The sequence below is a fragment of the Pseudomonas sp. Marseille-Q7302 genome (genome assembly GCF_965111925.1).
The window spans coordinates 4010121-4031522 of the sequence record NZ_CBCOPK010000001.1 but is presented as its reverse complement, the minus strand read 5'-3'; the positions used below and the strand labels follow the sequence as shown (position 1 = coordinate 4031522).

At 62.5% G+C, this 21402-nt stretch carries 18 protein-coding genes; 13 read left to right on the top strand and 5 right to left on the bottom strand.

The genetic code is table 11. The features are described 5' to 3' along the window. Positions 1–57: 57 nt before the first annotated feature. Positions 58–1035 carry a sensor domain-containing diguanylate cyclase gene (locus tag ACWPW1_RS18780; RefSeq protein WP_059316127.1) on the top strand — a complete coding sequence of 326 codons (978 nt, stop codon included), beginning with the start codon at positions 58–60 and terminating at the stop codon, positions 1033–1035. Positions 1036–1875: 840 nt separating this feature from the next. Further along, on the top strand, positions 1876–3255 hold the full coding sequence (locus ACWPW1_RS18775; RefSeq protein WP_454253652.1) for an OprD family porin: 1380 nt from the start codon (positions 1876–1878) through the stop codon (positions 3253–3255). Between the two features lie 60 nt (positions 3256–3315). On the opposite strand, the gene aguA is transcribed toward ACWPW1_RS18775, so the two are convergent. Further along, a complete protein-coding gene (aguA, locus tag ACWPW1_RS18770; RefSeq protein ID WP_454253651.1) occupies positions 3316–4413 on the bottom strand; it encodes an agmatine deiminase in 1098 nt (365 codons plus the stop codon). Between the two features lie 255 nt (positions 4414–4668). Beyond that, positions 4669–6045, bottom strand: a complete 1377-nt coding sequence (locus ACWPW1_RS18765; protein WP_007160769.1) for a glutamine synthetase family protein — start codon at positions 6043–6045, stop codon at positions 4669–4671. A gap of 405 nt (positions 6046–6450) precedes the next feature. Here ACWPW1_RS18765 and ACWPW1_RS18760 point away from each other — a divergent pair, with 405 nt between their 5' ends. From ACWPW1_RS18760 to ACWPW1_RS18720, 9 genes are all read left to right on the top strand, one after another. Continuing rightward, positions 6451–7200: a gamma-glutamyl-gamma-aminobutyrate hydrolase family protein gene (locus ACWPW1_RS18760; RefSeq protein ID WP_454253650.1), complete on the top strand. Its 750-nt coding sequence runs from the start codon at positions 6451–6453 to the stop codon at positions 7198–7200. Positions 7201–7236: 36 nt separating this feature from the next. Further along, positions 7237–8595 carry a glutamine synthetase family protein gene (locus tag ACWPW1_RS18755; protein ID WP_017640877.1) on the top strand — a complete coding sequence of 453 codons (1359 nt, stop codon included), beginning with the start codon at positions 7237–7239 and terminating at the stop codon, positions 8593–8595. A 22-nt stretch (positions 8596–8617) separates the two neighbouring features. Next, positions 8618–9976 carry an aspartate aminotransferase family protein gene (locus tag ACWPW1_RS18750; protein ID WP_414206109.1) on the top strand — a complete coding sequence of 453 codons (1359 nt, stop codon included), beginning with the start codon at positions 8618–8620 and terminating at the stop codon, positions 9974–9976. Positions 9977–10081: 105 nt separating this feature from the next. Next, on the top strand, positions 10082–11179 hold the full coding sequence (locus ACWPW1_RS18745; protein WP_454253649.1) for a polyamine ABC transporter substrate-binding protein: 1098 nt from the start codon (positions 10082–10084) through the stop codon (positions 11177–11179). Between the two features lie 148 nt (positions 11180–11327). Beyond that, complete coding sequence (locus ACWPW1_RS18740) at positions 11328–12386, top strand: polyamine ABC transporter substrate-binding protein (RefSeq protein ID WP_169853377.1); 1059 nt, start codon at positions 11328–11330, stop codon at positions 12384–12386. A gap of 54 nt (positions 12387–12440) precedes the next feature. After that, complete coding sequence (potA, locus tag ACWPW1_RS18735) at positions 12441–13595, top strand: polyamine ABC transporter ATP-binding protein (RefSeq protein ID WP_059316120.1); 1155 nt, start codon at positions 12441–12443, stop codon at positions 13593–13595. Then, complete coding sequence (locus tag ACWPW1_RS18730) at positions 13592–14500, top strand: ABC transporter permease subunit (protein ID WP_323147947.1); 909 nt, start codon at positions 13592–13594, stop codon at positions 14498–14500. The genes potA and ACWPW1_RS18730 overlap by 4 nt, the downstream gene beginning before the upstream one ends. Beyond that, positions 14497–15393, top strand: coding sequence for an ABC transporter permease subunit (locus ACWPW1_RS18725; RefSeq protein WP_059316118.1), 897 nt, complete (start codon positions 14497–14499; stop codon positions 15391–15393). Before ACWPW1_RS18730 ends, ACWPW1_RS18725 begins: the two co-directional genes overlap by 4 nt. A gap of 134 nt (positions 15394–15527) precedes the next feature. Beyond that, a complete protein-coding gene (locus ACWPW1_RS18720; RefSeq protein WP_017640870.1) occupies positions 15528–16322 on the top strand; it encodes a thymidylate synthase in 795 nt (264 codons plus the stop codon). A gap of 17 nt (positions 16323–16339) precedes the next feature. Here the strand turns inward: ACWPW1_RS18720 and ACWPW1_RS18715 are convergent, their stop codons facing one another. The 3 genes from ACWPW1_RS18715 to ACWPW1_RS18705 all read right to left on the bottom strand — a co-directional run bounded on the left by ACWPW1_RS18715 (position 16340) and on the right by ACWPW1_RS18705 (position 18153). Further along, entirely contained in the window at positions 16340–16834 is a 495-nt protein-coding gene (locus ACWPW1_RS18715; RefSeq protein WP_271652967.1) for a gluconokinase, read from the bottom strand. A 41-nt stretch (positions 16835–16875) separates the two neighbouring features. Next, the gene (locus ACWPW1_RS18710) at positions 16876–17739 is read right to left on the bottom strand and encodes an EamA family transporter (protein WP_059316116.1); all 864 of its coding nucleotides are present in this window, start codon (positions 17737–17739) and stop codon (positions 16876–16878) included. Between the two features lie 69 nt (positions 17740–17808). Then, the gene (locus ACWPW1_RS18705; protein WP_059316115.1) at positions 17809–18153 is read right to left on the bottom strand and encodes a hypothetical protein; all 345 of its coding nucleotides are present in this window, start codon (positions 18151–18153) and stop codon (positions 17809–17811) included. 228 nt (positions 18154–18381) lie between these two features. Between ACWPW1_RS18705 and ACWPW1_RS18700 the strand changes: the two genes are divergently transcribed. Together ACWPW1_RS18700 and ACWPW1_RS18695 are read left to right on the top strand one after the other, a co-directional pair. Further along, entirely contained in the window at positions 18382–20826 is a 2445-nt protein-coding gene (locus tag ACWPW1_RS18700) for a Lon protease family protein (RefSeq protein ID WP_059316114.1), read from the top strand. A 162-nt stretch (positions 20827–20988) separates the two neighbouring features. After that, entirely contained in the window at positions 20989–21330 is a 342-nt protein-coding gene (locus ACWPW1_RS18695) for a PA4575 family protein (RefSeq protein ID WP_007160783.1), read from the top strand. Positions 21331–21402 lie beyond the last annotated feature (72 nt).

Here is a 21402-nt window from a genome sequence, read left to right as displayed (position 1 = left end):
CAGCTTGCTTTCAGCTGTCTCTAATTCCCTCAGGACCCCGCGTAGGCGCATGTGTATATGGATGAACAACCCCCGCTGTCTGCTCTTCCCACCCCGGAAGAGAATCTTCTGGCGCTCCTGCACTCGCGGGCCGAAGCAGATCGCCTGCGTGATCGCGAACAGCTGTTCAGTGCGCTCCTGGAAAGCGTCAACGCCGTGCTGTGGGCGCTGGACTGGCGCACTCGTCAGATCATCTACGTCAGCCCCGCCTACCAGCAGATCTTCGGTCGCTCCCAATCGCAGGTGTTGAGCGATTACAGTACCTGGCTTAACAACATCTATCCCGATGACCTCGAATACGCGCAACGAACCCTGGAACAGGTGATAGAGCAGGGCGCTATCGAATCGCGTGAGTACCGCATCATCCGTGCCGACGGCGAGATTCGCTGGCTCAGCGACAAATGCTTTGTCAGTCAGCGCAGCGAAGCCGGTATGCCGCTCCTGGTGGTGGGAATCGCCGAAGACATCACCGAGAAGAAGCGTATGGAGGAAGAGCTGCAGCGACTCGCCACCACCGATGTTTTGACGCGAAGCAGCAACCGCCGCCATTTCTTCGAAAGCGCGCAACGTGCCTTCGAGTTTGCCCGTAGCGAAGGGGAGCCGCTCGCCTTCCTGCTGCTCGATATCGACGACTTCAAGAAGATCAATGATCGCTTCGGCCATCAGATGGGCGATCAAGTGTTACAGCGTGTTGCCGAATGTGGGGCTCAAACTACCCGTCGCGGTGATCTTTTCGGCCGTATCGGTGGTGAAGAATTTGCCCTGTTGCTGCCGGGGTGTGACAGCGACCTCGCGCTGCAGATAGGCAGCCGCCTGCAGCGTGCCGTCCGGCAACTGGCGGTGCCCACTGCTGAAGGTCCACTGAAAGTCACCATCAGTCAGGGGGTCACCGTCCTGCGCGAAGAGGATGAGTCGCTGGATACCCTCTATGTTCGCGCTGACGAGGCCATGTACCGAGCCAAGCGCCAGGGTAAGGACCAGGTGGTTCAGGGCTAGCACTCCCTTGCCAGGTCCTGCTGTCCTTAGGTTCGCTGCGCTGACCAGCTCTCCCGACCGCTCTAGCAGGGCGGTTGCCCGGTAAAGGGCCCGCATCTTGGCAGGCCTTTCTACGTTCTGCTCCCGCGCTCGATCTTGACGCGTCTCAAGAGCAACATCGCCCGTTGGCTGGCGCCTTCCTCGCCTGCCGTCAGTATCGACGCCTTTGCTTCACAGGCCGGCGCTCGGCACGAATTGACCGAAGTCATGAATAGACTCTCGGACCTTTTCGTAACCAGGCGAGCGTGGTTCCACGCGGACATTCTTACCGGCAGGTAAGGCAAGAATGCCTTCGGCTGTAGGGATCAGCCTGATAGTCGACGGAAAATAGCTGCAAGCCATTGAAATATATACAGAACTCTAATGGATTTTGAGTGTGGTAGATCAGGGCGTGTGCTTTCTGAAGCGCAGAGATAGAGCGCGAAACTACCGTCCCAGAGCGTCCGGGAAGGGAAGGGATCGACGATATCAGGGAAAAGATTCGCCTTTACCGCAGGTGCGGAAGAACAGGTTCCCCTTGTTCATGACCGACCGGTTACAGGGGAAGACCTTAGGGCGGTTTTTCGACCACGTATTGCTAGACGAAATGCTTTTTTGCAATTAGCTTTCGCAACGTGGAAGGCGGTAGCAGAGGTCCTGTGCTGGAGGTCGCAACTCAAAAGTCGACCAGGCCTGGGAAAATTCTCGAAAATGAAACAAAAGCCCTCTAGCTTTCCCTTCCGCACGGCCCGTCGGGCATACCACCAGTAGGCGCTGACACCGCTGGTGGCTGCATAACAACGATTTACCCCTGGAGCACTCATGGTCAAGAAGCCACTGGTGGTCGCGGTCTCCGCGGCCTGTCTGAACCTGTCCCTCATTGCCGCCACTCAAGCTGCCGGCTTCGTCGAAGACAGCAAAGCAACCCTAAGCCTGCGCAATTTCTACGAGAACCTCGACAACCGCAATGGCACCGCTAACCCGTCGACCAACCGGGAATGGGGTCAGGGCTTCCTGCTCAATTATCAGTCCGGCTTTACTCAAGGCACCGTTGGCTTCGGTGTAGACGCGATCGGCATGTTGGGCCTGCGTTTGGACGGCGGTGGCCGTGCGGGCAAGGCCGACGGTTCCAACCAGCCGGGTACCATGTTCCCGCGTGAGTCCGACGGCAGCTCTGTCGACGAATTCAGCAGCGTTGGCGCTACCGCTAAGATGAAGATCTCCCAGACCGAGCTGCGCTATGGCACCCTGATGCCCAAGCTTCCGGTCGTCACCTTCAACGATGGTCGTATCCTGCCGCAAACCTTCATGGGTGGTCAGGTGACTTCGAAGGAAATCAAGGACCTGACGCTGACTGCCGGTCAGATCGAACACGTCAAAGGTCGTGCTTCCAGCAATTACGAAGAAATGTCCATCGCGGGTTCCAACAGTGGTACCACCGCGCGTGACAGCAACCAGTTCCGTTTCGCTGGTGCCGACTACAAGGTCACCAAAGACCTGACGCTGCAGTACTACTTCGGTCAGTTGGAAGACTTTTACAGCCAGCATTTCCTGGGCCTGACCCACAGCGTCAAGCTGGGCGAAGGTACCTTCAAGACCGATCTGCGCTACTTCGACAGCAATGGCGATGGCGCCAACAAGAATGCCGATACCCAGGGTGCGCTCTACGCCTCCAGCGGTTACTACGGTCGTACTGCCACCGGCGCCGTTACCCGTGGCGAAGTCGACAACCGTCTGTACAGTGCCTTGTTCACCTACTCGATCAAGGGCCACACCTTTGGCGCCGGCTATCAGGGCAGCAATGGCAACAGCGACTTCCCCTTCCTGAACCAGGGTGATGGTGCTTCCGCCTACATCATCACCGACCTGCAGATCAACAAGTTCGCTCGTTCCGGTGAGGACACCTGGCAAGCTCGCTACTCCTACGACTTCGGTCAGCTGGGCGTGAAGGGGCTGACTGCCGGCATCATCTACCAGTACGGCGACAACATCAGTACCCGCAACGGCGACTACATGGAGTGGGAACGCGACCTGACTCTGAGCTACGTCATTCCGGAAGGCCAGCTGAAAGGCCTTGGCTTCACCTGGCGTAATGCTTCGCTGCGTTCCGACCTGCCGGCCGCCAGCAGCCAGGGCGTTCCCGGTCAGCGTGACCAGGACGAAAACCGTCTGATCGTCAGCTACACCCTGCCGCTGCTCTAAGCCGCGCCCAGGTCAAGAAAAAGCCCGTCGAAAGACGGGCTTTTTCGTTTCTACCGGAAATCAGCGACCGGTTGGCTGCTGCTGGGTGATGCAATGGATGTTGCCGCCACCCAGCAGGATCTCGCGGCCAGGCACCTGTACCACCTCGTGCTCCGGGAAGCAGGCCTGCAGTGTACGCAGCGCCTCGGCATCCTCGGGGACGCCAAAGGTCGGTGCGATGACGCCGCCGTTGACGATCAGGAAGTTGACGTAGGAGGCCGCCAGGCGCTCGCCGGCACGACGTGGCTGGGTGCCGAGGCAGGCGTCCACGTCGCGGCATTCGTCCTCGCTGGCGAACAGCGGACCCGGGGTGACGATGCGGTGCACCTTGAAGGTGCGGCCACGGGCATCGGTCTCGCGCTCCAGCACGGCCAGCGCCTCGCGGCAGCGGCTGTAGTTGGGGTCGGCCTGGTCGTCGCACCAGCTCAGCAGCACCTCACCCGGACGCACATAGCAGCAGAAGTTGTCCACATGGCCGTTGGTTTCGTCGTTGTAGAGACCGTGGGGCAGCCAGATGACCTTGTCCACCGCCAGGTAGTCGCTCAGATAACGCTCGATCTGCGCGCGATCCAGGTGTGGATTGCGATTGGCGTTGAGCAGGCATTCCTCGGTGGTGATCAGGGTGCCTTCGCCGTCGACATGGATGGAGCCGCCTTCGAGAACGAAATCCGGGGTGCGGTAGCCCGGAAGATTCTCGATTGCCAGGATCTTGCCCGCTACCTGGTCGTCGCGCTGCCAGGGGAAGTAGAGGCCACCGTCCAGGCCGCCCCAGGCATTGAAACTCCAGTCCACTCCACGCACACCACCCTGGCCATCGCTGACGAAGGTCGGGCCGGTATCGCGGCACCAGGCGTCGTCATTGCTGATTTCCACCACCCGGATATTGGGATGCTGCAGGCGGGCGCGGGCGTTTTCGTACTGCTGCGCCGAGGCACCGATGGTGACCGGCTCGAAGCGGGCGATGGCCTGGGCGACCGCGGTGAAGGCCGCCTGGGCGGGCTTGCCGCCGAGGCGCCAGTTGTCGGGGCGCTCGGGCCAGACCATCCAGATCTGGCGCTGGTCGGCCCATTCGGCCGGCATGTGGAAGCCGTCGGCACGCGGCGTGGTGAGGGTGGTCATGGCGAGGCTCTCCATCCAGAGTCTTCGGGGGGCTGAAAGGGAAAAGGGCCGGCAGATCGCCTCAGGCGCAAAGGCGCGAGCGGGCTGGCGCAGTACGGCGGGAAGCGTTCGAGGTCCGCAGTTTATCTCCTGTAACGGTAGGAGCGTCGGCGAGGGTGTTGCGGCGAGCGATGGGACGATCGACCAGGCTCGGGGCGGGCGGTACGCAGCGCAGGTGCCTGCCGACCGGCGCGGGGCCGGTCGGCAGGCATACGCCTACACGGTGTGCAGGTACCAGTTGTACTCGAGGTCGGAGATGGAGTGTTCGAACTCCTCCAGCTCGTGCTCCTTGCAGGCGACGAAGATGTCGATGTACTTCGGATCGATGTACTCCGCCATCACCGAGCTGTCGTCCAGGTAGCGCAAGGCATCGCGCAGGTTGTTCGGCAGGCTCTGCTCGTGCTGCTCGTAGGAGTTGCCCTCGGTCACCGGACCGGGCTCGATCTGTCGTGTCAAACCGTGGTGCACGCCAGCCAGGACACCGGCCAGCAGCAGGTAGGGGTTGGCGTCGGCGCCGGCTACCCGATGCTCGATGCGGTGCGCTTCCGGTGTACCGGTAGGCACGCGCAGGGCCGTGGTGCGGTTGTCCAGGCCCCAGCTCGGTGCATTGGGCACGAAGAACTGCGAGCCGAAGCGGCGATAGCTGTTCACGTTGGGGCAGAGGAAGGCCATGCAGGCGGGCAGGGTCTCGAGCACACCGCCGATGGCATGACGCAATGCGGCGTTCTGCTCGGGATCCTCGCCGGCAAAGATGTTGCGGCCTTCCTTGTCCAGCAGGGAAATATGCACGTGCAAGCCGTTGCCCGCCTGGCCCGGGTAGGGCTTGGCCATGAAGGTGGTGTCCATTTCATGGTCGTAGGCGACGTTCTTGATCAGACGCTTGAGCAGCACGGCGTAGTCGCAGGCCTTGATCGGATCGGCGACGTGATTGAGGTTGACCTCGAATTGCGCTGGCGCCGATTCGGCGACGATGGCGTCGGCCGGAATGCCCTGGGCGCGGGCGCCGTCGATGATGTCCTGCAGGCAGTCGGCGTATTCGTCCAGATCGTCCATGGAGTAGACCTGGACCGACTGGGGACGCTTGCCGGAGATGGGTGAGCGCGGTGGCTGCGGACGGCCGTTGATGTTCTCCTGATCGATCAGATAGAACTCCAGCTCGAAGGCGGCGCAGACGGTGAGTCCGAGTTCGTCGAAGCGCTGCACGACCTGGCGCAGGACCTCGCGGGGATCGGCGAAAAAGGGCTCGCCTTCCATCTCGTGCATGGTCATCAGCAATTGCGCGGTGGGGCGCTTCTGCCAGGGCTCCATGGAGAGGGTGTCGGTGATGGGGAAACAGACGCGGTCGGCATCGCCGATGTCGAGACCGAGACCGGTGCTTTCGACGGTGGAGCCGGTGATGTCGAGGGCAAACAGCGAAGCGGGGAGGTTGATTCCTTTCTCGAAGACTTTGGGCAGATTGTTGCGCTCGATGCGTTTGCCACGCACCACGCCATTCATATCTGCAATCAGAAGATCGACGAACTGAACCTCAGGATGTTCCCTGAGGAAGTCGGTCGCTTCATCCAAACGAACGGCACGCGGGGGTACCGACATGATGAAACACCTTTGCTTTTGGCTGCGCTCGACAAAACGGTTAGCGCCTGACGCGCCTGTTTGCCCAGTGGGCCAACCGCAGTGAGGGCACGAGTGCCCGCTGTCGATCCGACAGCGACCTGAGAGTACGGTCTCGCCTGCGCTCCGACGCTTTGCCAGCGCCCCTGTTAAAAATATCAATCAGCGGAGTTACCACCCTGGAGTCAATCCGAAAGGCGGACCAAAGTCAACTGGCGGCAGCGGCGCTCAAGGGTGGTGCGGAGGTGCCTGTTTTTGGCGCACTCACGGGCGGTCGAGGACCTCTGTTTCGCTGCTTCTGTGCAGAATCTCGAAACTTTTTGGCGGTGGTTGTGAAAAATAACGAACAAGACTAGGCTCGGGTGATCCTGATCACCCCGGTGTCCCATGTCTGCGCTGCCGCTCATTGGTGTCACAGCCTGTACCCGACAACTAGGTCTGCATCCTTTCCATATCGCGGGCGACAAGTATCTGCGCGCGGTGGTGGAGGGGGCCGAAGGCATGCCGCTGGTGATTCCCGCGCTAGCCGATCTGATCGCAACCGAGGCGTTGGTCCAGCGCCTGGACGGTCTGCTGTTCACCGGTTCGCCGTCCAACGTGGAGCCGCAACACTACCAGGGCGCACCCAGCGAGCCCGGTACCCTGCACGATGCGGCTCGTGATGCCGTGACCCTGCCACTGCTGCGTGCGGCCGTGGCGGCCGGTGTGCCGGTGCTGGGCATCTGCCGAGGCTTCCAGGAAATGAACGTGGCCTTTGGCGGCAGCCTGCACCAGAAGGTGCACGAGGCAGGGCCCTTCATGGATCACCGCGAGCACGGCGAAACCCTGGAGGAGCACTATGGCCTGCACCACCCGGTCGAGGTTCAGCCGGGTGGCCTGTTCGAGGCCCTGGACCTGCCGGCGCGCTTCGAGGTGAATTCCATTCATGGCCAGGGCATCGAGCGCCTGGCACCGGGGTTGCGTGCCGAGGCGCTGGCTCCCGATGGCCTCATCGAGGCCGTCTCGGTCCGTGAGGCTCAGGCCTTCGCCTGTGGCGTGCAGTGGCACCCGGAATGGCAGGTGCGCAGTCATCCCGTGTACCTTGCCCTGTTCCAGGCGTTTGGGAGTGCCTGCAAGGAGCGCGCTGCCCATCGCTGATGTTCTCTATCTCCCGCTCGAACCTTCGAGGTCTTTATGAGCACCCCGCTTGACCGGCTGACCGCCTGGTTGAAAGAACGCAAGATCACTGAAGTGGAATGCCTGGTAGCCGACCTGACCGGCATTGCCCGCGGCAAGATTTCCCCCACCGCCAAGTTCCTCAATGAAAAGGGCATGCGCCTGCCGGAGAGTGTGCTCCTGCAGAGCGTGACCGGGGACTATGTCGACGACGACATCTACTACGAATTGCTCGACCCGGCCGACATCGACATGCACTGTCGCCCGGACGATCGCGCGGTGTTCCTGGTGCCCTGGGCGCTGGAGCCCACGGCCCTGGTGATCCACGATACCTACGACAAGCGCGGCATCCCCATCGAGCTATCGCCGCGCAATCTGCTGAAAAAGGTGCTCAAGCTCTATGCCGAGCACGGCTGGCAGCCTATCGTCGCGCCGGAAATGGAGTTCTACCTGACCAAGCGCAGCGACGACCCCGATTATCCGCTGCAGCCTCCGGTGGGCCGCTCAGGCCGCCAGGAAACGGGGCGCCAATCCTTTTCCATCGATGCGGCCAACGAATTCGATCCGCTGTTCGAAGACATGTACGACTGGTGCGAGGCCCAGGAGCTGGATCTGGATACCCTGATCCACGAAGAAGGCACCGCCCAGATGGAGATCAACTTCCGTCACGGTGATCCGCTGCACCTGGCCGACCAGATCTTCGTCTTCAAGCGCACCCTGCGCGAGGCCGCGCTCAAGCACAACGTCACCGCCACCTTCATGGCCAAACCCATGACCGGCGAGCCCGGCAGCGCCATGCACCTGCACCAGAGCGTGGTGGATCTCAAGACCGGCAAGACGGTGTTTTCCAACCCCGATGGCAGCATGAGCGAGCTCTTCCTGCACCACATCGGCGGTCTGCAGAAATACATTCCCGAGGCGCTGCCGCTATTCGCGCCCAACGTGAACTCCTTCCGCCGCTTCCTGCCCGATACCTCGGCGCCGGTCAACGTGGAGTGGGGTGAAGAGAACCGCACCGTGGGCCTGCGGGTACCGGATTCCGATCCGCAGAATCGTCGGGTGGAAAACCGTTTGGCCGGGGCCGATGCCAACCCCTATCTGGCCCTGGCGGCCAGCCTGCTGTGTGGCTACCTGGGCATGGTCGAGAACGTCTCGCCCAGTGCTCCGGTACAAGGCCGCGGCTATGAGCGCCGCAACCTGCGCCTGCCGCTGACCCTGGAAGCCGCCCTGGAGCGCATGGAGCAGTCGGCCACCCTGGAGCGTTATCTGGGAAGTCGTTTCACCCGTGGCTACGTCGCGGTGAAGCGCGCCGAACATGAGAATTACAAGCGCGTGATCAGTTCGTGGGAGCGGGAATTCCTGCTGCTCAGCGTCTGACCGCGATTCAAGGAGAGGCTTCGTGACTACCTTTACCACCGCCCATTGGCAGGACCTGAGTCGCCGGCACCTGCTGGCGCCCTTCACCGATTATCGCCAGCTCAACGAGAAGGGCGCACGCATCATTACCCGTGCCGAGGGCGTGCACCTCTGGGACAGCGAGGGTCAGCGCATCCTCGACGGCATGGCCGGGCTCTGGTGCGTGAACGTCGGCTACGGGCGTGAAGAGCTGGTCGAGGCGGCCAGTCGCCAGATGCGTGAGCTGCCCTACTACAACCTGTTCTTCCAGACCGCCCACCCGCCGGCGCTGGAGCTGGCCAAGGCCATCGCCGAGCTGGCACCGGAAGGCATGAATCACGTGTTCTTCACCGGTTCGGGCTCGGAGGCCAACGATACGGTGCTGCGTCTGGTGCGCCATTACTGGGCAACCAAGGGCCAGCCGGAGAAGCGGGTGGTCATCGGCCGCTGGAATGGCTACCACGGCTCGACCATGGCCGGCGCCAGCCTGGGCGGCATGGCGGCGATGCACGAGCAGGGCGGTCTGCTGCCCGACATCGTGCATATCCCGCAGCCCTACTGGTTCGGTGAAGGCGGCGAGATGAGTCCGGAGGAATTCGGCGTCTGGGCGGCCGATCAGCTGGAGCGGAAGATCCTCGAGGTCGGCGAAGAACGTGTCGCCGCCTTTATCGCCGAGCCCATCCAGGGTGCCGGCGGGGTGATCGTCCCGCCCGAAAGCTACTGGCCGCGAGTGCGCCAGATCCTGGATAAGTACGACATCCTCTTCATCGCCGACGAGGTCATCTGCGGCTTCGGCCGTACCGGCGAATGGTTCGGCAGCCAGTATTACGGCAACGCCCCGGACCTGATGCCCATCGCCAAGGGTCTCACCTCGGGCTACGTGCCCATGGGTGGCGTGGTGGTGCGCGACGAAGTGGTCAAGGTGCTGGACGAGGGCGGCGAGTTCTACCACGGCTTCACCTATTCGGGGCATCCGGTGGCGGCTGCCGTGGCCCTGGAAAACATCCGCATCCTGCGTGACGAGGGTATCGTCGACCGGGTTCGCAGCGCCACGGCACCCTATTTGCAAAAACGCTGGGCGGAGCTGGCCGACCATCCGCTGGTGGGCGAGACCCGCGGCGTCGGGATGGTGGCGGCGCTGGAGCTAGTGCGGGACAAGAAGACGCGGACCCGGTACGAGGGTGGGGCGGGCATGCTCTGCCGCGAGCATTGCTTCCGCAATGGTCTGGTCATGCGTGCGGTGGGCGATACCATGATCATCGCCCCGCCCTTGGTCATCACGCCGGAGTCCATCGACGAGCTCGTCACCCTGGCGCGCCTGAGTCTCGATCAGACCCATGCGGTGCTGCGTCAACGTGGCTAATGGCCGGCAAGGCTTGAGCCTAGCGGCGGACCTTGCCAGACTGCGCGCGGGCGCTGGCCGCGCACCGAATCAAAAGACCAACGATGACTTGAGGAGCACCACCGCATGAATGTTTTTGGCAAGACTCTTCTAGCGCTGAGCCTGGCCGGTCTCTTCGCCGGCAACGTCTCGGCGGACCCCAAGGTCCTGCACGTCTACAACTGGAACGACTACATTGCCGAAGACACCATCGCCAACTTCGAGAAGGAGTCGGGGATCAAGGTGGTCTATGACGTCTACGACAGCAACGAGACCCTCGAGGCCAAGCTGCTGGCCGGCCGTTCCGGCTACGACGTGGTGGTGCCGTCCAACTCCTTCCTGGCCAAGCAGATCAAAGCCGGCGTCTACCAGCCGCTGGACAGATCCAAGCTGCCCAACTACCAGAATCTCGATCCGCAGCTGATGAAGACCCTGGAAGTCAGCGACCCGGGCAACCAGTACGCCATCCCCTACCTGTGGGGCACCATCGGCATCGGCTACAACCCAGCCAAGGTCAAGGCGGCCCTGGGCGACAATGCGCCGGTGGATTCCTGGGACCTGATCTTCAAGCCGGAGAACCTCTCCAAACTCAAGGGCTGCGGCGTGGCGGTACTAGATTCGCCCACCGAGATCATTCCCGCCGGCCTGCACTATCTCGGCTACAAGCCGGATAGCCAGGATCCCAAGGAGATCAAGGCGGCCGAGGAGCTGTTCCTCAAGGTCCGTCCGTACATCACCTACTTCCACAGCTCCAAGTACATCTCGGACCTGGCCAACGGCAACGTCTGCGTGGCCGTCGGTTATTCCGGCGACATCGCCCAGGCCAAGGCCCGCGCGGCCGATGCCAAGAACGGTGTGACCGTGGCCTACAACATTCCCAAGGAAGGCGCTGGTACCTTCTTCGATACCATGGCCATTCCCAAGGATGCCGAGAATCCCGAGGGCGCGCTCAAGTTCATCAACTACCTGATGGAGCCCAAGGTGATCGCTGCGGTCAGCGACTATGTGCAGTATCCCAACGGCAACAAAGAGGCGACTCCGCTCGTAGCCGAAGAGATCCGCACCAACCCGGGCATCTACCCGACCCAGGAAACCATGAGCAAGCTGTACGCCTTCCCGGATCTTCCGGCCAAGACCCAGCGTCTGATGACCCGCACCTGGACCACCATCAAGTCCGGTAAGTGATGTCTGCCGCCATGTGCGGATAAAAGGACGGCACGCCGGGGTTGCTCCGGCGTGCCGTACGTCTGTATGGACCGCTGAAAGGGTGTCGCCCCGATGCCCACCATGAAAGGAGCCGCCCGTGCTTTCGTTGCGTAAAACCCTGCTGGCCATGACCACCCTGACCGTCATGGGAACTGCTGTCGCCGAGCCGACGGTACGCGTCTACAACTGGAGCGATTACGTCGGCGAGACCACGCTCGAGGATTTCCAGAAGGCCACCGGTATCACCCCGGTCTATGACGTCTTCGATTCCAACGAAACCCTCGAAGGCAAGCTGCTGGCCGGCCATACCGGCTACGACGTGGTGGTGCCTTCGAGCAACTTCCTGGCCAAGCAGATCAAGGCGGGCGCCTTCCAGAAGCTGGACAAGAGCCAGCTGCCGAATTGGCAGAACCTCGATCCGGCGTTGCTCAAGCAACTGGAAAAGAGTGATCCGGGCAATCAATACGGCGTTCCCTACCTGTGGGGTACCAACGGCATCGGGTACAATGTCGACAAGGTCAAGGCTGCGCTGGGAACCGACAAGCTGGATTCCTGGGCCATCCTGTTCGAACCCGAGAACCTCAAGAAGCTGAGCAAGTGCGGTGTCTCCTTCATGGATTCGCCCGATGAGGTCTATCCGGCAGTACTGCAATACCTGGGGCTCGACCCCAACAGCACCAACCCTGACGACTACAAGAAGGCCGAGGCACAGCTGCTCAAGGTGCGGCCGTACATCACCTATTTCCATTCCTCCAAGTACATCTCGGATCTGGCCAACGGCAACATCTGTGTGGCCTTCGGTTATTCCGGTGATGTCTTTCAGGCGCGCTCGCGTGCCGAGGAAGCGAAGAAGGGCGTCAACATCGGCTACGCGATTCCCAAGGAGGGTGCGAACCTCTGGTTCGACCTCTTGGCCATCCCCAAGGATGCGAAGAACGTGAAGGAGGCCCATGCCTTCATCAACTATCTGCTGCAGCCCGAGGTGATTGCCAAGGTCAGTGACTATGTCGGCTATGCCAACCCCAATCCCAAGGCAGGCGAGTTGATGAATGCCGAATTGCGGCAAGACGAGACCGTCTATCCGCCACAAGCGGTGATGGACAAGCTTTACGTCATGAAGGAGCTGCCCCCGCAACTCCTGCGCCTGGAAACCCGTAGCTGGACGCGGGTCAAGTCCGGCAAATAACCAACGCTAAGCGGACCGGCCAGGCCGGTCCCCGATTTTCCTGGGGAGATGTACATGGCGACCGCCACCAGTGCCTTCAAGAAAGCCGCCACCGGCGACAAGAAAGCCAAGGAAGTCCTGGTCAAGATCGACCGGGTCACCAAGAAATTCGACGAAACCGTCGCTGTAGACGACGTCTCCCTGACCATCAACAAGGGCGAGATCTTTGCTCTGCTCGGCGGCTCGGGCTCGGGCAAGTCGACCCTGCTGCGCATGCTGGCCGGCTTCGAGCGACCTAGCGAAGGGCGCATCTTCCTCGACGGCGTGGACATCACCGACATGCCGCCCTACGAGCGGCCGATCAACATGATGTTCCAGTCCTATGCGCTGTTTCCGCACATGAGCGTGGAGCAGAACATCGCCTTTGGTCTCAAGCAGGACAAGCTGCCCAGGGCCGAGATCGACGCACGTGTGGCCGAGATGCTCAAGCTGGTGCACATGACCCAGTACGCCAAGCGCAAACCGCACCAGCTCTCCGGTGGCCAACGCCAGCGGGTTGCCCTGGCGCGCTCCCTGGCCAAGCGGCCCAAGCTCTTGCTGCTCGACGAACCCATGGGCGCCCTGGACAAGAAGCTGCGTTCGCAGATGCAGCTGGAACTGGTGGAGATCATCGAGCGCGTGGGCGTGACCTGCGTCATGGTGACCCACGACCAGGAAGAGGCCATGACCATGGCCGAGCGCATCGCCATCATGCACCTGGGTTGGATCGCCCAGGTGGGCAGCCCCATGGACATCTACGAGACCCCGGCGAGCCGGCTGGTCTGCGAGTTCATCGGTAGCGTCAACATCTTCGACGGCGAGCTGACCGACGATGGCGCCGACCACGCCATCATCCACAGCCCGCAGCTGGAACGGCCGATCTACATCGGTCACGGCATCAGCACCCGGGCCCAGGAAAAGCAGGTCACCTTCGCCCTGCGTCCCGAGAAACTGCTGATGGGTACCAGCCTGCCGGCCGATCACGAGCATCCCAACTACAACTGGTGCAGCGGTACTGTGCACGACATCGCCTACCTGGGCGGGCACTCGGTGTATCACGTCAAGCTGGGGACCGGGCCCATCGTGCAGTGCTTCATCGCCAACGCCGAGCGGCTCGGCAAGCGACCCACCTGGGATGACGCCGTGGTGGTGTACTGGGAAGACGACAGCGGCGTGGTACTGCAAGCATGACCAGACCTCCCTTGCTCAAGCGCCTGCTGGATGGCCGCCGCCTGACCATTGGCGTGCCCTTCGTCTGGCTGTTCCTGTTCTTCCTGCTGCCCTTCCTGATCGTGCTCAAGATCAGCTTCTCGGTAGCGGACGTGGCCATTCCTCCCTATACCGAGCTGTTCAGCTACGCCGATCAGCAACTGGATATCGCGCTCAACTTCGGCAACTACATGATGTTCGCCGATGATCCGCTGTATCTGGATGCCTATCTCGGTTCGCTGAAGATGGCCGGTATCAGCACCCTGATCTGCCTGCTGATCGGCTATCCCATGGCCTATTCCATCGCCCGCGCCAGTCGCGAGAAGCAGACGGTCCTGCTGCTACTGATCATGATGCCGACCTGGACCGCCATCCTCATCCGCGTCTATGCCTGGATGGGCCTGCTCTCCACCAATGGCCTGATCAACAGCTTCCTGATGAGTCTGGGGATCATCAGCAGTCCGCTGCAGATGCTCAACACCAACTTCGCGGTGTACCTGGGGATCGTCTATTCCTACCTGCCGTTCATGATCCTGCCGTTGTTCGCCAACCTGGTGAAGCACGACCTGACCCTGCTGGAAGCCGCTGGCGACCTGGGAGCCAGCCGTTTCACCAGCTTCTGGAAGATCACCGTGCCGCTGTCCAAGAACGGCATCATCGCCGGCTGCATGCTGGTGTTCATTCCGGCGGTGGGAGAATTCGTCATTCCCGAGCTGCTGGGTGGCCCGGAGACCCTGATGATCGGCCGCGTGCTCTGGCAGGAGTTCTTCAACAACCGTGACTGGCCGGTGGCCTCGGCGCTGGCCGTGGTGATGCTGCTGATCCTGATCGTACCCATCGTGCTGTTCAACAGGAACCAAGCCAAGGAACTGGAGGGCAAGCTATGAGAGGCCTCAAGTTCACCAACCTGATGCTGGTGCTCGGGCTGCTGTTCATCTACCTGCCGATGGTCATCCTGGTCATCTACTCCTTCAACGAGTCACGCCTGGTGACCGTCTGGGGTGGCTGGTCGGTGAAGTGGTACGTCGGACTGCTGGACAACACCCAGTTGATGAGTGCGGTGTTCCGCTCCCTGGAAATCGCCTTCTACACGGCCATCTCCTCGGTGATCCTCGGGACCCTGGCGGCCTTCGTGCTGACCCGCATCCCACGCTTCCGTGGCCGCACCGTGTTCGGCGGCATGGTCACGGCGCCGTTGGTAATGCCCGAGGTGATCACCGGTCTGTCGCTGCTGCTGCTGTTCGTCTCCATGGCGCAGCTGATCGGCTGGCCGCAGGACCGCGGCGTGACCACCATCTGGATCGCCCACACCAGCTTCTGTGCCTCCTATGTGGCGGTAGTGGTCTCCTCGCGCCTGCGCGAGCTGGACCTGTCCATCGAAGAGGCGGCCATGGACCTGGGCGCACGCCCCTGGAAGGTGTTCCTGCTGATCACCATTCCCATGATCGCGCCGTCGCTGGCGGCGGGTGGCATGATGTCCTTCGCCCTGTCACTGGACGACCTGGTGCTGGCGAGCTTCGTGTCCGGTCCCGGCTCCACTACGCTGCCCATGGAGGTTTTCTCCGCGGTGCGCCTGGGCGTGAAGCCGGAGATCAATGCCATTGCCAGCCTGATCCTGCTGGCGGTCTCGCTGTTCACCTTCTTCGCCTGGTATTTCACCCGGCGTGCCGAGAAGAAGCGCCTGCAGGGGCTGCAGGAGGCCATGGACGCCACGGCCTCGGAGATCACCCAGCGCGAACGCGAGACAGCGACCCTCACGGCGCCGCCGGCCAACAGCTAACAGCTAACAGCTAAGCGACGAGAAGCGGCCTTCGGGCCGCTTTTTTGTGCCCCGCTGCTGGCTGCGACAAGCGCGACCGCTCCCGCATGGCGCGATTTGATACCATTTGGCTTTTGCCAGGTAGCGCCCCCGCCATGAAACAGTACCTCGACCTGATGCGCCACGTGCGTGAACACGGCACCTTCAAGAGCGACCGCACTGGCACCGGGACCTACAGCGTCTTCGGCTACCAGATGAGATTCGACCTGGCCGAGGGCTTTCCCCTGGTCACCACCAAGAAATGCCATCTCAGATCCATCATCCATGAGCTGCTGTGGTTCCTGCAGGGCGAGACCAATATCCGCTACCTGAAGGACAACGGCGTCTCCATCTGGGACGAATGGGCCGACGAGAACGGTGAGCTGGGACCGGTCTACGGCTACCAGTGGCGCAGTTGGCCGGCACCGGATGGTCGCCATATCGACCAGATCGCCGGGGTGGTGGACATGATCCGCGCCAAGCCCGATTCACGCCGGCTGATCGTCTCGGCCTGGAACCCGGCGCTGGTGGACGAGATGGCGTTGCCGCCGTGCCATGCACTGTTCCAGTTCTATGTCGCCGACGGCCGCCTGAGCTGCCAGCTCTATCAGAGATCCGCCGACATTTTCCTCGGCGTACCTTTCAACATCGCCAGCTATGCGCTCCTGACCCTGATGGTCGCCCAGGTGACCGGCTTGCAACCTGGCGAATTCATCTGGACCGGGGGCGATTGCCACCTTTATGCCAATCACTTGGAGCAGACCGATCTGCAGCTGACCCGCGAACCGCTGCCGCTGCCGACCATGAAGCTCAATCCGGCGGTCCAGGACCTGTTTGCCTTCCGCTTCGAGGATTTCGAGCTGGAAGGCTACCAGGCCCATCCGCACATCAAGGCACCGGTCGCGGTCTGACGCCGTAACCGCTGCGCTCAGGCGCTGCGGTCGTGCTCCAGCACCTCGTCCACCAGTTGCTCGGGCGGCTTGCGAACGTCCAGTACCTGGGCCTCCAGGTGGTCGGGTGCTTCTAGGGTATCGAGTTGGCTCTGCAACAGCTTGGGATCGAAGAAGTGCCCACGGCGGCTGCCGATACGCTCGGCGAGCAGCTCCGGGGAGCCCTTGAGAAACAGCAGGCGCACGCCTTCGAGGCCGTTCAGCAGGCGATCGCGATAGACCTTCTTCAACGCCGAGCAGGCGAACACCCGGGTAGTGCCCTCGGCTCGCGCCTGCTGCATGGCATCGTGGATGGCATCCAGCCAAGGCCAGCGATCCTCGTCGGTGAGGGCGATGCCTTTGGCCATCTTGTCCTTGTTGGCCTGGCTGTGAAAGGTGTCGGCATCGTCGAAACGACAGCCCAGCCGGCTGGCCAGGAGTTCGCCCAGGGTAGTCTTGCCACTACCCGAAACGCCCATTATCAGATAGATCATCGTCGGCACTCCGCTTGAGGGTTCGCCTCGTTATAGAGTCCCTAGAGCGGCGTTTGCTCCGGAGTCAGGCGGCTGCTCCAGGTGGCGCCGATCGATGCCACGATGATGCAGGCGAGGGCGAACCACTGGGCGACGCCGAGGATCTCGCCGAGAAATACCCAGCCGGAGAGCGCGCCCAGCGCGGGCTCCAGACTCATCAGGGTGCCAAAGGTAGAGGCGGGCAGGCGGGTCAGTACGACCATTTCCAGGGCGTAGGGGATGGCCGTGGACATCAGCGCCAGGGCCAGTGCCAACGGCCAGATTTCCGGTATCAAGAGGTTGCTGCCGCTGTGCAGGATGCCGATGGGCAGGATGACCAGGGCGGCGATGGTGGCGCCAAAGGCTACCGTGGCAGTGCCATGGACCGCGCCCGCGCGCTTGCCCAGCACGATGTACAGGGCCCAGCAGGCACCGGCGCCCAGGGCCAGGGCGGTACCCAGAGGGTCCAACGCCGAGGCGCTGTGGCCGAAGGGCAACAGCACGGCCAGGCCGGCGACCACCAGGACGATCCATAACAGGTCCAGCCAGCGGCGCAGCGCACACAAGGCCACCACCAGAGGGCCGACGAATTCCAGGCCGACGGCGATGCCGATCGGCAGCCGCTGCATGGCCATGTAGATGGTCAGGTTCATCACGCCCATGGCGACGCCATAGCCCAGCAGGCTGCCCAGGGCCTCGCGACGAAAATTGCGCCAGGGCCGCAACACGATCAGCAGCACCAGGGCGGCGAAGATCAGGCGGAGGGTGGTAACGCCGACCGGGTCGAGGCGCAGGAACAGGGTCTTGGCCAGACTCGCACTGGTCTGGATGGAGGTCATGGCGACCAGCAGCAGGGCGACGGCGAACAGCGGCGAACGGGCAGACATCGGCAGGGCTCGACAAGCGGGCCCGCCAGCATAGGTCATCCTATCCACGCTGCAAGGTTGGCTGCGACCTCAACGTGTTTTGGAGCGCAGGTGCAGTTGCTCGGCGCCTTCGCGGTTTTCCCGAACCTGGTCCATGAAGCGTTGTTGTTCTTCGCGCTGGGCCACCTGCACGCACTGTGCGTAGCCTGCGTCCCAGCCCTGTTGATAGGGCTTCTCCGCGGCGAAGCGGCGCGCATCCTTGTGCTCGTACCCTATGCCGTTGACCGCCTGCTTGCCGGTCTGGCAGCCGTCGCTGAAGCCGTCGGCATAGGCCGGCGGATAGCCTTTGGCGATCAATTGGTCGTGATAGCTGGTACAGGCCGCGAGCGCGGACAGCAGGGCGAACAACGGTATGAAACGACGAGAGACAGCCATCGGGCCTCCTCACGGGATCCTACGACTGATCCCCATGAACAGAGCTTAGTTGGCGGCTGGTGAGAAATTCGTCAAAAAACGCTGCCACTGAAAAATACCGACGGACGTTGCAGTCGTGTGTTCGAGACGCGCTGCCGAAAGCGACCGCGGCGCGCTACTTGCCTTGCCTCGGTTGTCATCCCGGTCGCAGAATGCGGACACTGCCTGCATGCCTGACAAGGACTTACGATGCACGATCCCGTCGCGGCCGGTCTCCGGCTCGCTCCCGATGAGCTGACCCGCCCTTTCGCTCCCGAACAATTTTCCTTCGCCGATACCGATCAGCTCGAACCCTTCCGCGGCATCCTGGGCCAGGAGCGTGCGGTAGAGGCGCTGCAGTTCGGGGTGGCGATGCCACGGCCCGGCTACAACGTCTTTGTCATGGGCGAGCCGGGCACCGGCCGCTTCTCTTTCGTTCAGCGCTACCTCAAGGCCGAAGCCAAACGCCAGCCCACGCCGAACGACTGGGTGTACCTGAATCATTTCGAAGAGCCGCGCGCTCCCGGCGCCCTGGAACTGCCACCTGGTGAAGGCGAGGCCTTCGTGGCCGACATGGCGCAGTTCATCGACAACCTGCTGGCCACCTTTCCGGCGGTGTTCGAGCATCCGGCATTCCAACAGAAGAAGAACGCCATCGAGCGTGCGTTCAATCAGCGCTACGACCAGGCCCTGGACGTGGTGGAAAAGCTCGCGCTGGAAAAGGAGATCGCCCTCTATCGCGATGCCAACAATGTCGCCTTCACACCGATGAAGGAGGGCAAGGCGCTGGATGAAGCCGAATTCGCCCAGCTGCCCGAGGCCGAGCGCGAACGCTTTCACGCCGATATCTCCAGCCTCGAAGAACGTCTCAACGAAGAGCTGTCCAGCCTGCCGCAATGGCGGCGCGAGTCGAGCAACCAGCTGCGGGCGCTGAACGAGGACACCATCATCCAGGCCCTGCAGCCGCTCCTGGCGCCGCTGTCGGAGAAGTACAACGACAACCCCGGCGTCTGTGCCTATCTGCAGGCCATGCAGGTGGATCTGCTCAAGACGGTGGTCGAGCAACTGGCCGACGACGCCAAGCCCGACATGCAGCGGCGCAAGGAACTGCGCGAGCAGTACGAGCCCAATCTCATCATCGGCCACCATGTCACTGGTGGTGCCCCGGTGGTGTTCGAGCCCCATCCGACCTACGACAACCTCTTCGGCCGCATCGAATACCAGTCCGACCAGGGGGCGCTCTACACCAACTATCGTCAGCTGCGCCCGGGCGCGCTGCATCGCGCCAATGGCGGCTTCCTGATCGTCGAGGCGGACAAGCTGCTGACCGAGCCCTTCGTCTGGGACGCGCTCAAGCGGGCCCTGCATTCACGCCAGCTGAAGATGGAGTCGCCGCTGGCCGAGCTGGGGCGACTCACCGCCATGAGCCTGGCGCCGCAGCAGATTCCGCTGCAGCTCAAGGTCATCATCATCGGCTCGCGCAACATCTACTACACCCTGCAAGAGCTGGATTCGGACTTCCAGGAGATGTTCCGGGTACTGGTGGACTTCGATGAAGAGCTGCCGCTGCGCGACGAGAGCCTGGAGCAGTTCGCCCAATTGCTCAAGACGCGCACCTCGGAAGAGGGCATGGCGCCTCTGACTTCGGCCGCGGTGGCGCGTCTGGCCACCTACAGCGCCCGGCTGGCCGAACACCAGGGGCGGCTGTCGGCGCGCATCGGCGATCTCTTCCAGCTGGTCAGCGAAGCCGATTTCATCCGCCATCTGGCCGGTGACGAGCGCACCGACAAGGGCCATGTGGAGCGCGCCCTCAAGGCCAAGGAAACCCGCACCGGACGCGTCTGCGCCCGGGTGCTGGACGACATGCTCACCGGGCTTATCCTCATCGACACCCAGGGCGCCGCGGTGGGCAAGTGCAACGGTCTGACGGTGCTGGAAGTGGCCGACTCCGCCTTTGGCATGCCGGCGCGCATCTCCGCCACCGTCTACCCGGGCGCCAGCGGCATTCTCGACATCGAGCGCGAGGTCAGCCTGGGCCAGCCCATCCACTCCAAGGGCGTGATGATCCTGACCGGTTACCTGGGGAGTCGCTATGCCCAGGAATTTCCGCTGTCGATCTCGGCCAGCATCGCTTTGGAACAGTCCTATGGCTATGTCGATGGCGACAGTGCCTCCCTTGGCGAGGCCTGCACCCTGATCTCCGCGCTGTCGCGCACACCGCTCAAGCAGTGCTTCGCCATCACTGGCTCCATCAACCAGTTCGGGGAAGTGCAGCCAGTCGGTGGTGTGAACGAGAAGATCGAAGGCTTCTTCCGCCTCTGCAAGGCCCGTGGCCTGACCGGCGAGCAGGGCGTGATCATCCCACGCGCCAACGTGACCAATCTGATGCTCGACGAAACCGTGCTGGAAGCGGTCCGCGAGGGGCTGTTCCATGTCTATGCCGTACGTCAGGCGGACGAGGCCCTGTCGCTGCTGGTGGGTGAGCCTGCCGGTGCGCCCGATGCCAAGGGCCGCTTCCCCGATGGCAGCGTGAATGCCCGTGTGGTGCAGCGTCTCAAGGAAATCGCCGAGCTCGAGCTGGAAGATGAACTGGCCGACAAACTCAGTGATAACTCCCAGGCAAAAGGGAAAAACAACGAAGCGGAGGAGAACTGAGGTCCAGGGGGCAGGTCGGATTTTGTACAAGGCGTCGTAGCCCAAGTAGCACGGCGCCCAGACCCGCTTGCCCCCTGTTGACCAACAGGGTTGTCCACAGCCTCTGTGGATACCTCTGGCCCTAGGACCGGCGAGCATCGAGCGCTTCGAGAGGATGACGCCATGTCCCGCACCATTACCCTGATCCGCCCCTGCCTGGGCCTCGTCACCCGTATCGAATGCGAAATCAAGCCGCTCGGTCAGGAGCAGGGCCTTTGGACCCTGCTGTGCGCCGCTGGCCTCAACGGTCAGCAGCCTACCGCCATCAAGGCGCAGGGTCCCTTCCATGGTCCCAAGGCCGCTGAAGGCGTCATGACCGCCATTGCCGAGAACCTGGTCGAGCAGGGCTACATCCAGGTCGAAGAGACCCAGATCTGGCGCCTGCACATGCAGAGCGAGCTGCGCAAGATGAATGGCGAGCGCGCCCATCAGCAGGTGCGTTTCCAGGTCGGCCCCGACGCCTGAGTCAGGTACAACCTGCCGCATTGGTCCGCCTGCAACGCCCCGGTATACTCGCCCGGCCCTGGTAATCCGAGC

Coding starts and splice junctions, on each gene's coding strand:
- ACWPW1_RS18700 (WP_059316114.1), top strand. CDS start 18,382: ATGCACGATCCCGTCGCGGCCGGTCTCCGGCTCGCTCCCGATGAGCTG.
- ACWPW1_RS18725 (WP_059316118.1), top strand. CDS start 14,497: ATGAGAGGCCTCAAGTTCACCAACCTGATGCTGGTGCTCGGGCTGCTG.
- ACWPW1_RS18740 (WP_169853377.1), top strand. CDS start 11,328: ATGACCACCCTGACCGTCATGGGAACTGCTGTCGCCGAGCCGACGGTA.
- ACWPW1_RS18705 (WP_059316115.1), bottom strand. CDS start 18,153: ATGGCTGTCTCTCGTCGTTTCATACCGTTGTTCGCCCTGCTGTCCGCG.
- potA (WP_059316120.1), top strand. CDS start 12,441: ATGGCGACCGCCACCAGTGCCTTCAAGAAAGCCGCCACCGGCGACAAG.
- ACWPW1_RS18765 (WP_007160769.1), bottom strand. CDS start 6,045: ATGTCGGTACCCCCGCGTGCCGTTCGTTTGGATGAAGCGACCGACTTC.
- ACWPW1_RS18730 (WP_323147947.1), top strand. CDS start 13,592: ATGACCAGACCTCCCTTGCTCAAGCGCCTGCTGGATGGCCGCCGCCTG.
- ACWPW1_RS18695 (WP_007160783.1), top strand. CDS start 20,989: ATGTCCCGCACCATTACCCTGATCCGCCCCTGCCTGGGCCTCGTCACC.
- ACWPW1_RS18760 (WP_454253650.1), top strand. CDS start 6,451: ATGTCTGCGCTGCCGCTCATTGGTGTCACAGCCTGTACCCGACAACTA.
- ACWPW1_RS18715 (WP_271652967.1), bottom strand. CDS start 16,834: ATGATCTATCTGATAATGGGCGTTTCGGGTAGTGGCAAGACTACCCTG.
- ACWPW1_RS18755 (WP_017640877.1), top strand. CDS start 7,237: ATGAGCACCCCGCTTGACCGGCTGACCGCCTGGTTGAAAGAACGCAAG.
- ACWPW1_RS18720 (WP_017640870.1), top strand. CDS start 15,528: ATGAAACAGTACCTCGACCTGATGCGCCACGTGCGTGAACACGGCACC.
- ACWPW1_RS18780 (WP_059316127.1), top strand. CDS start 58: ATGGATGAACAACCCCCGCTGTCTGCTCTTCCCACCCCGGAAGAGAAT.
- ACWPW1_RS18710 (WP_059316116.1), bottom strand. CDS start 17,739: ATGTCTGCCCGTTCGCCGCTGTTCGCCGTCGCCCTGCTGCTGGTCGCC.
- aguA (WP_454253651.1), bottom strand. CDS start 4,413: ATGACCACCCTCACCACGCCGCGTGCCGACGGCTTCCACATGCCGGCC.
- ACWPW1_RS18775 (WP_454253652.1), top strand. CDS start 1,876: ATGGTCAAGAAGCCACTGGTGGTCGCGGTCTCCGCGGCCTGTCTGAAC.
- ACWPW1_RS18745 (WP_454253649.1), top strand. CDS start 10,082: ATGAATGTTTTTGGCAAGACTCTTCTAGCGCTGAGCCTGGCCGGTCTC.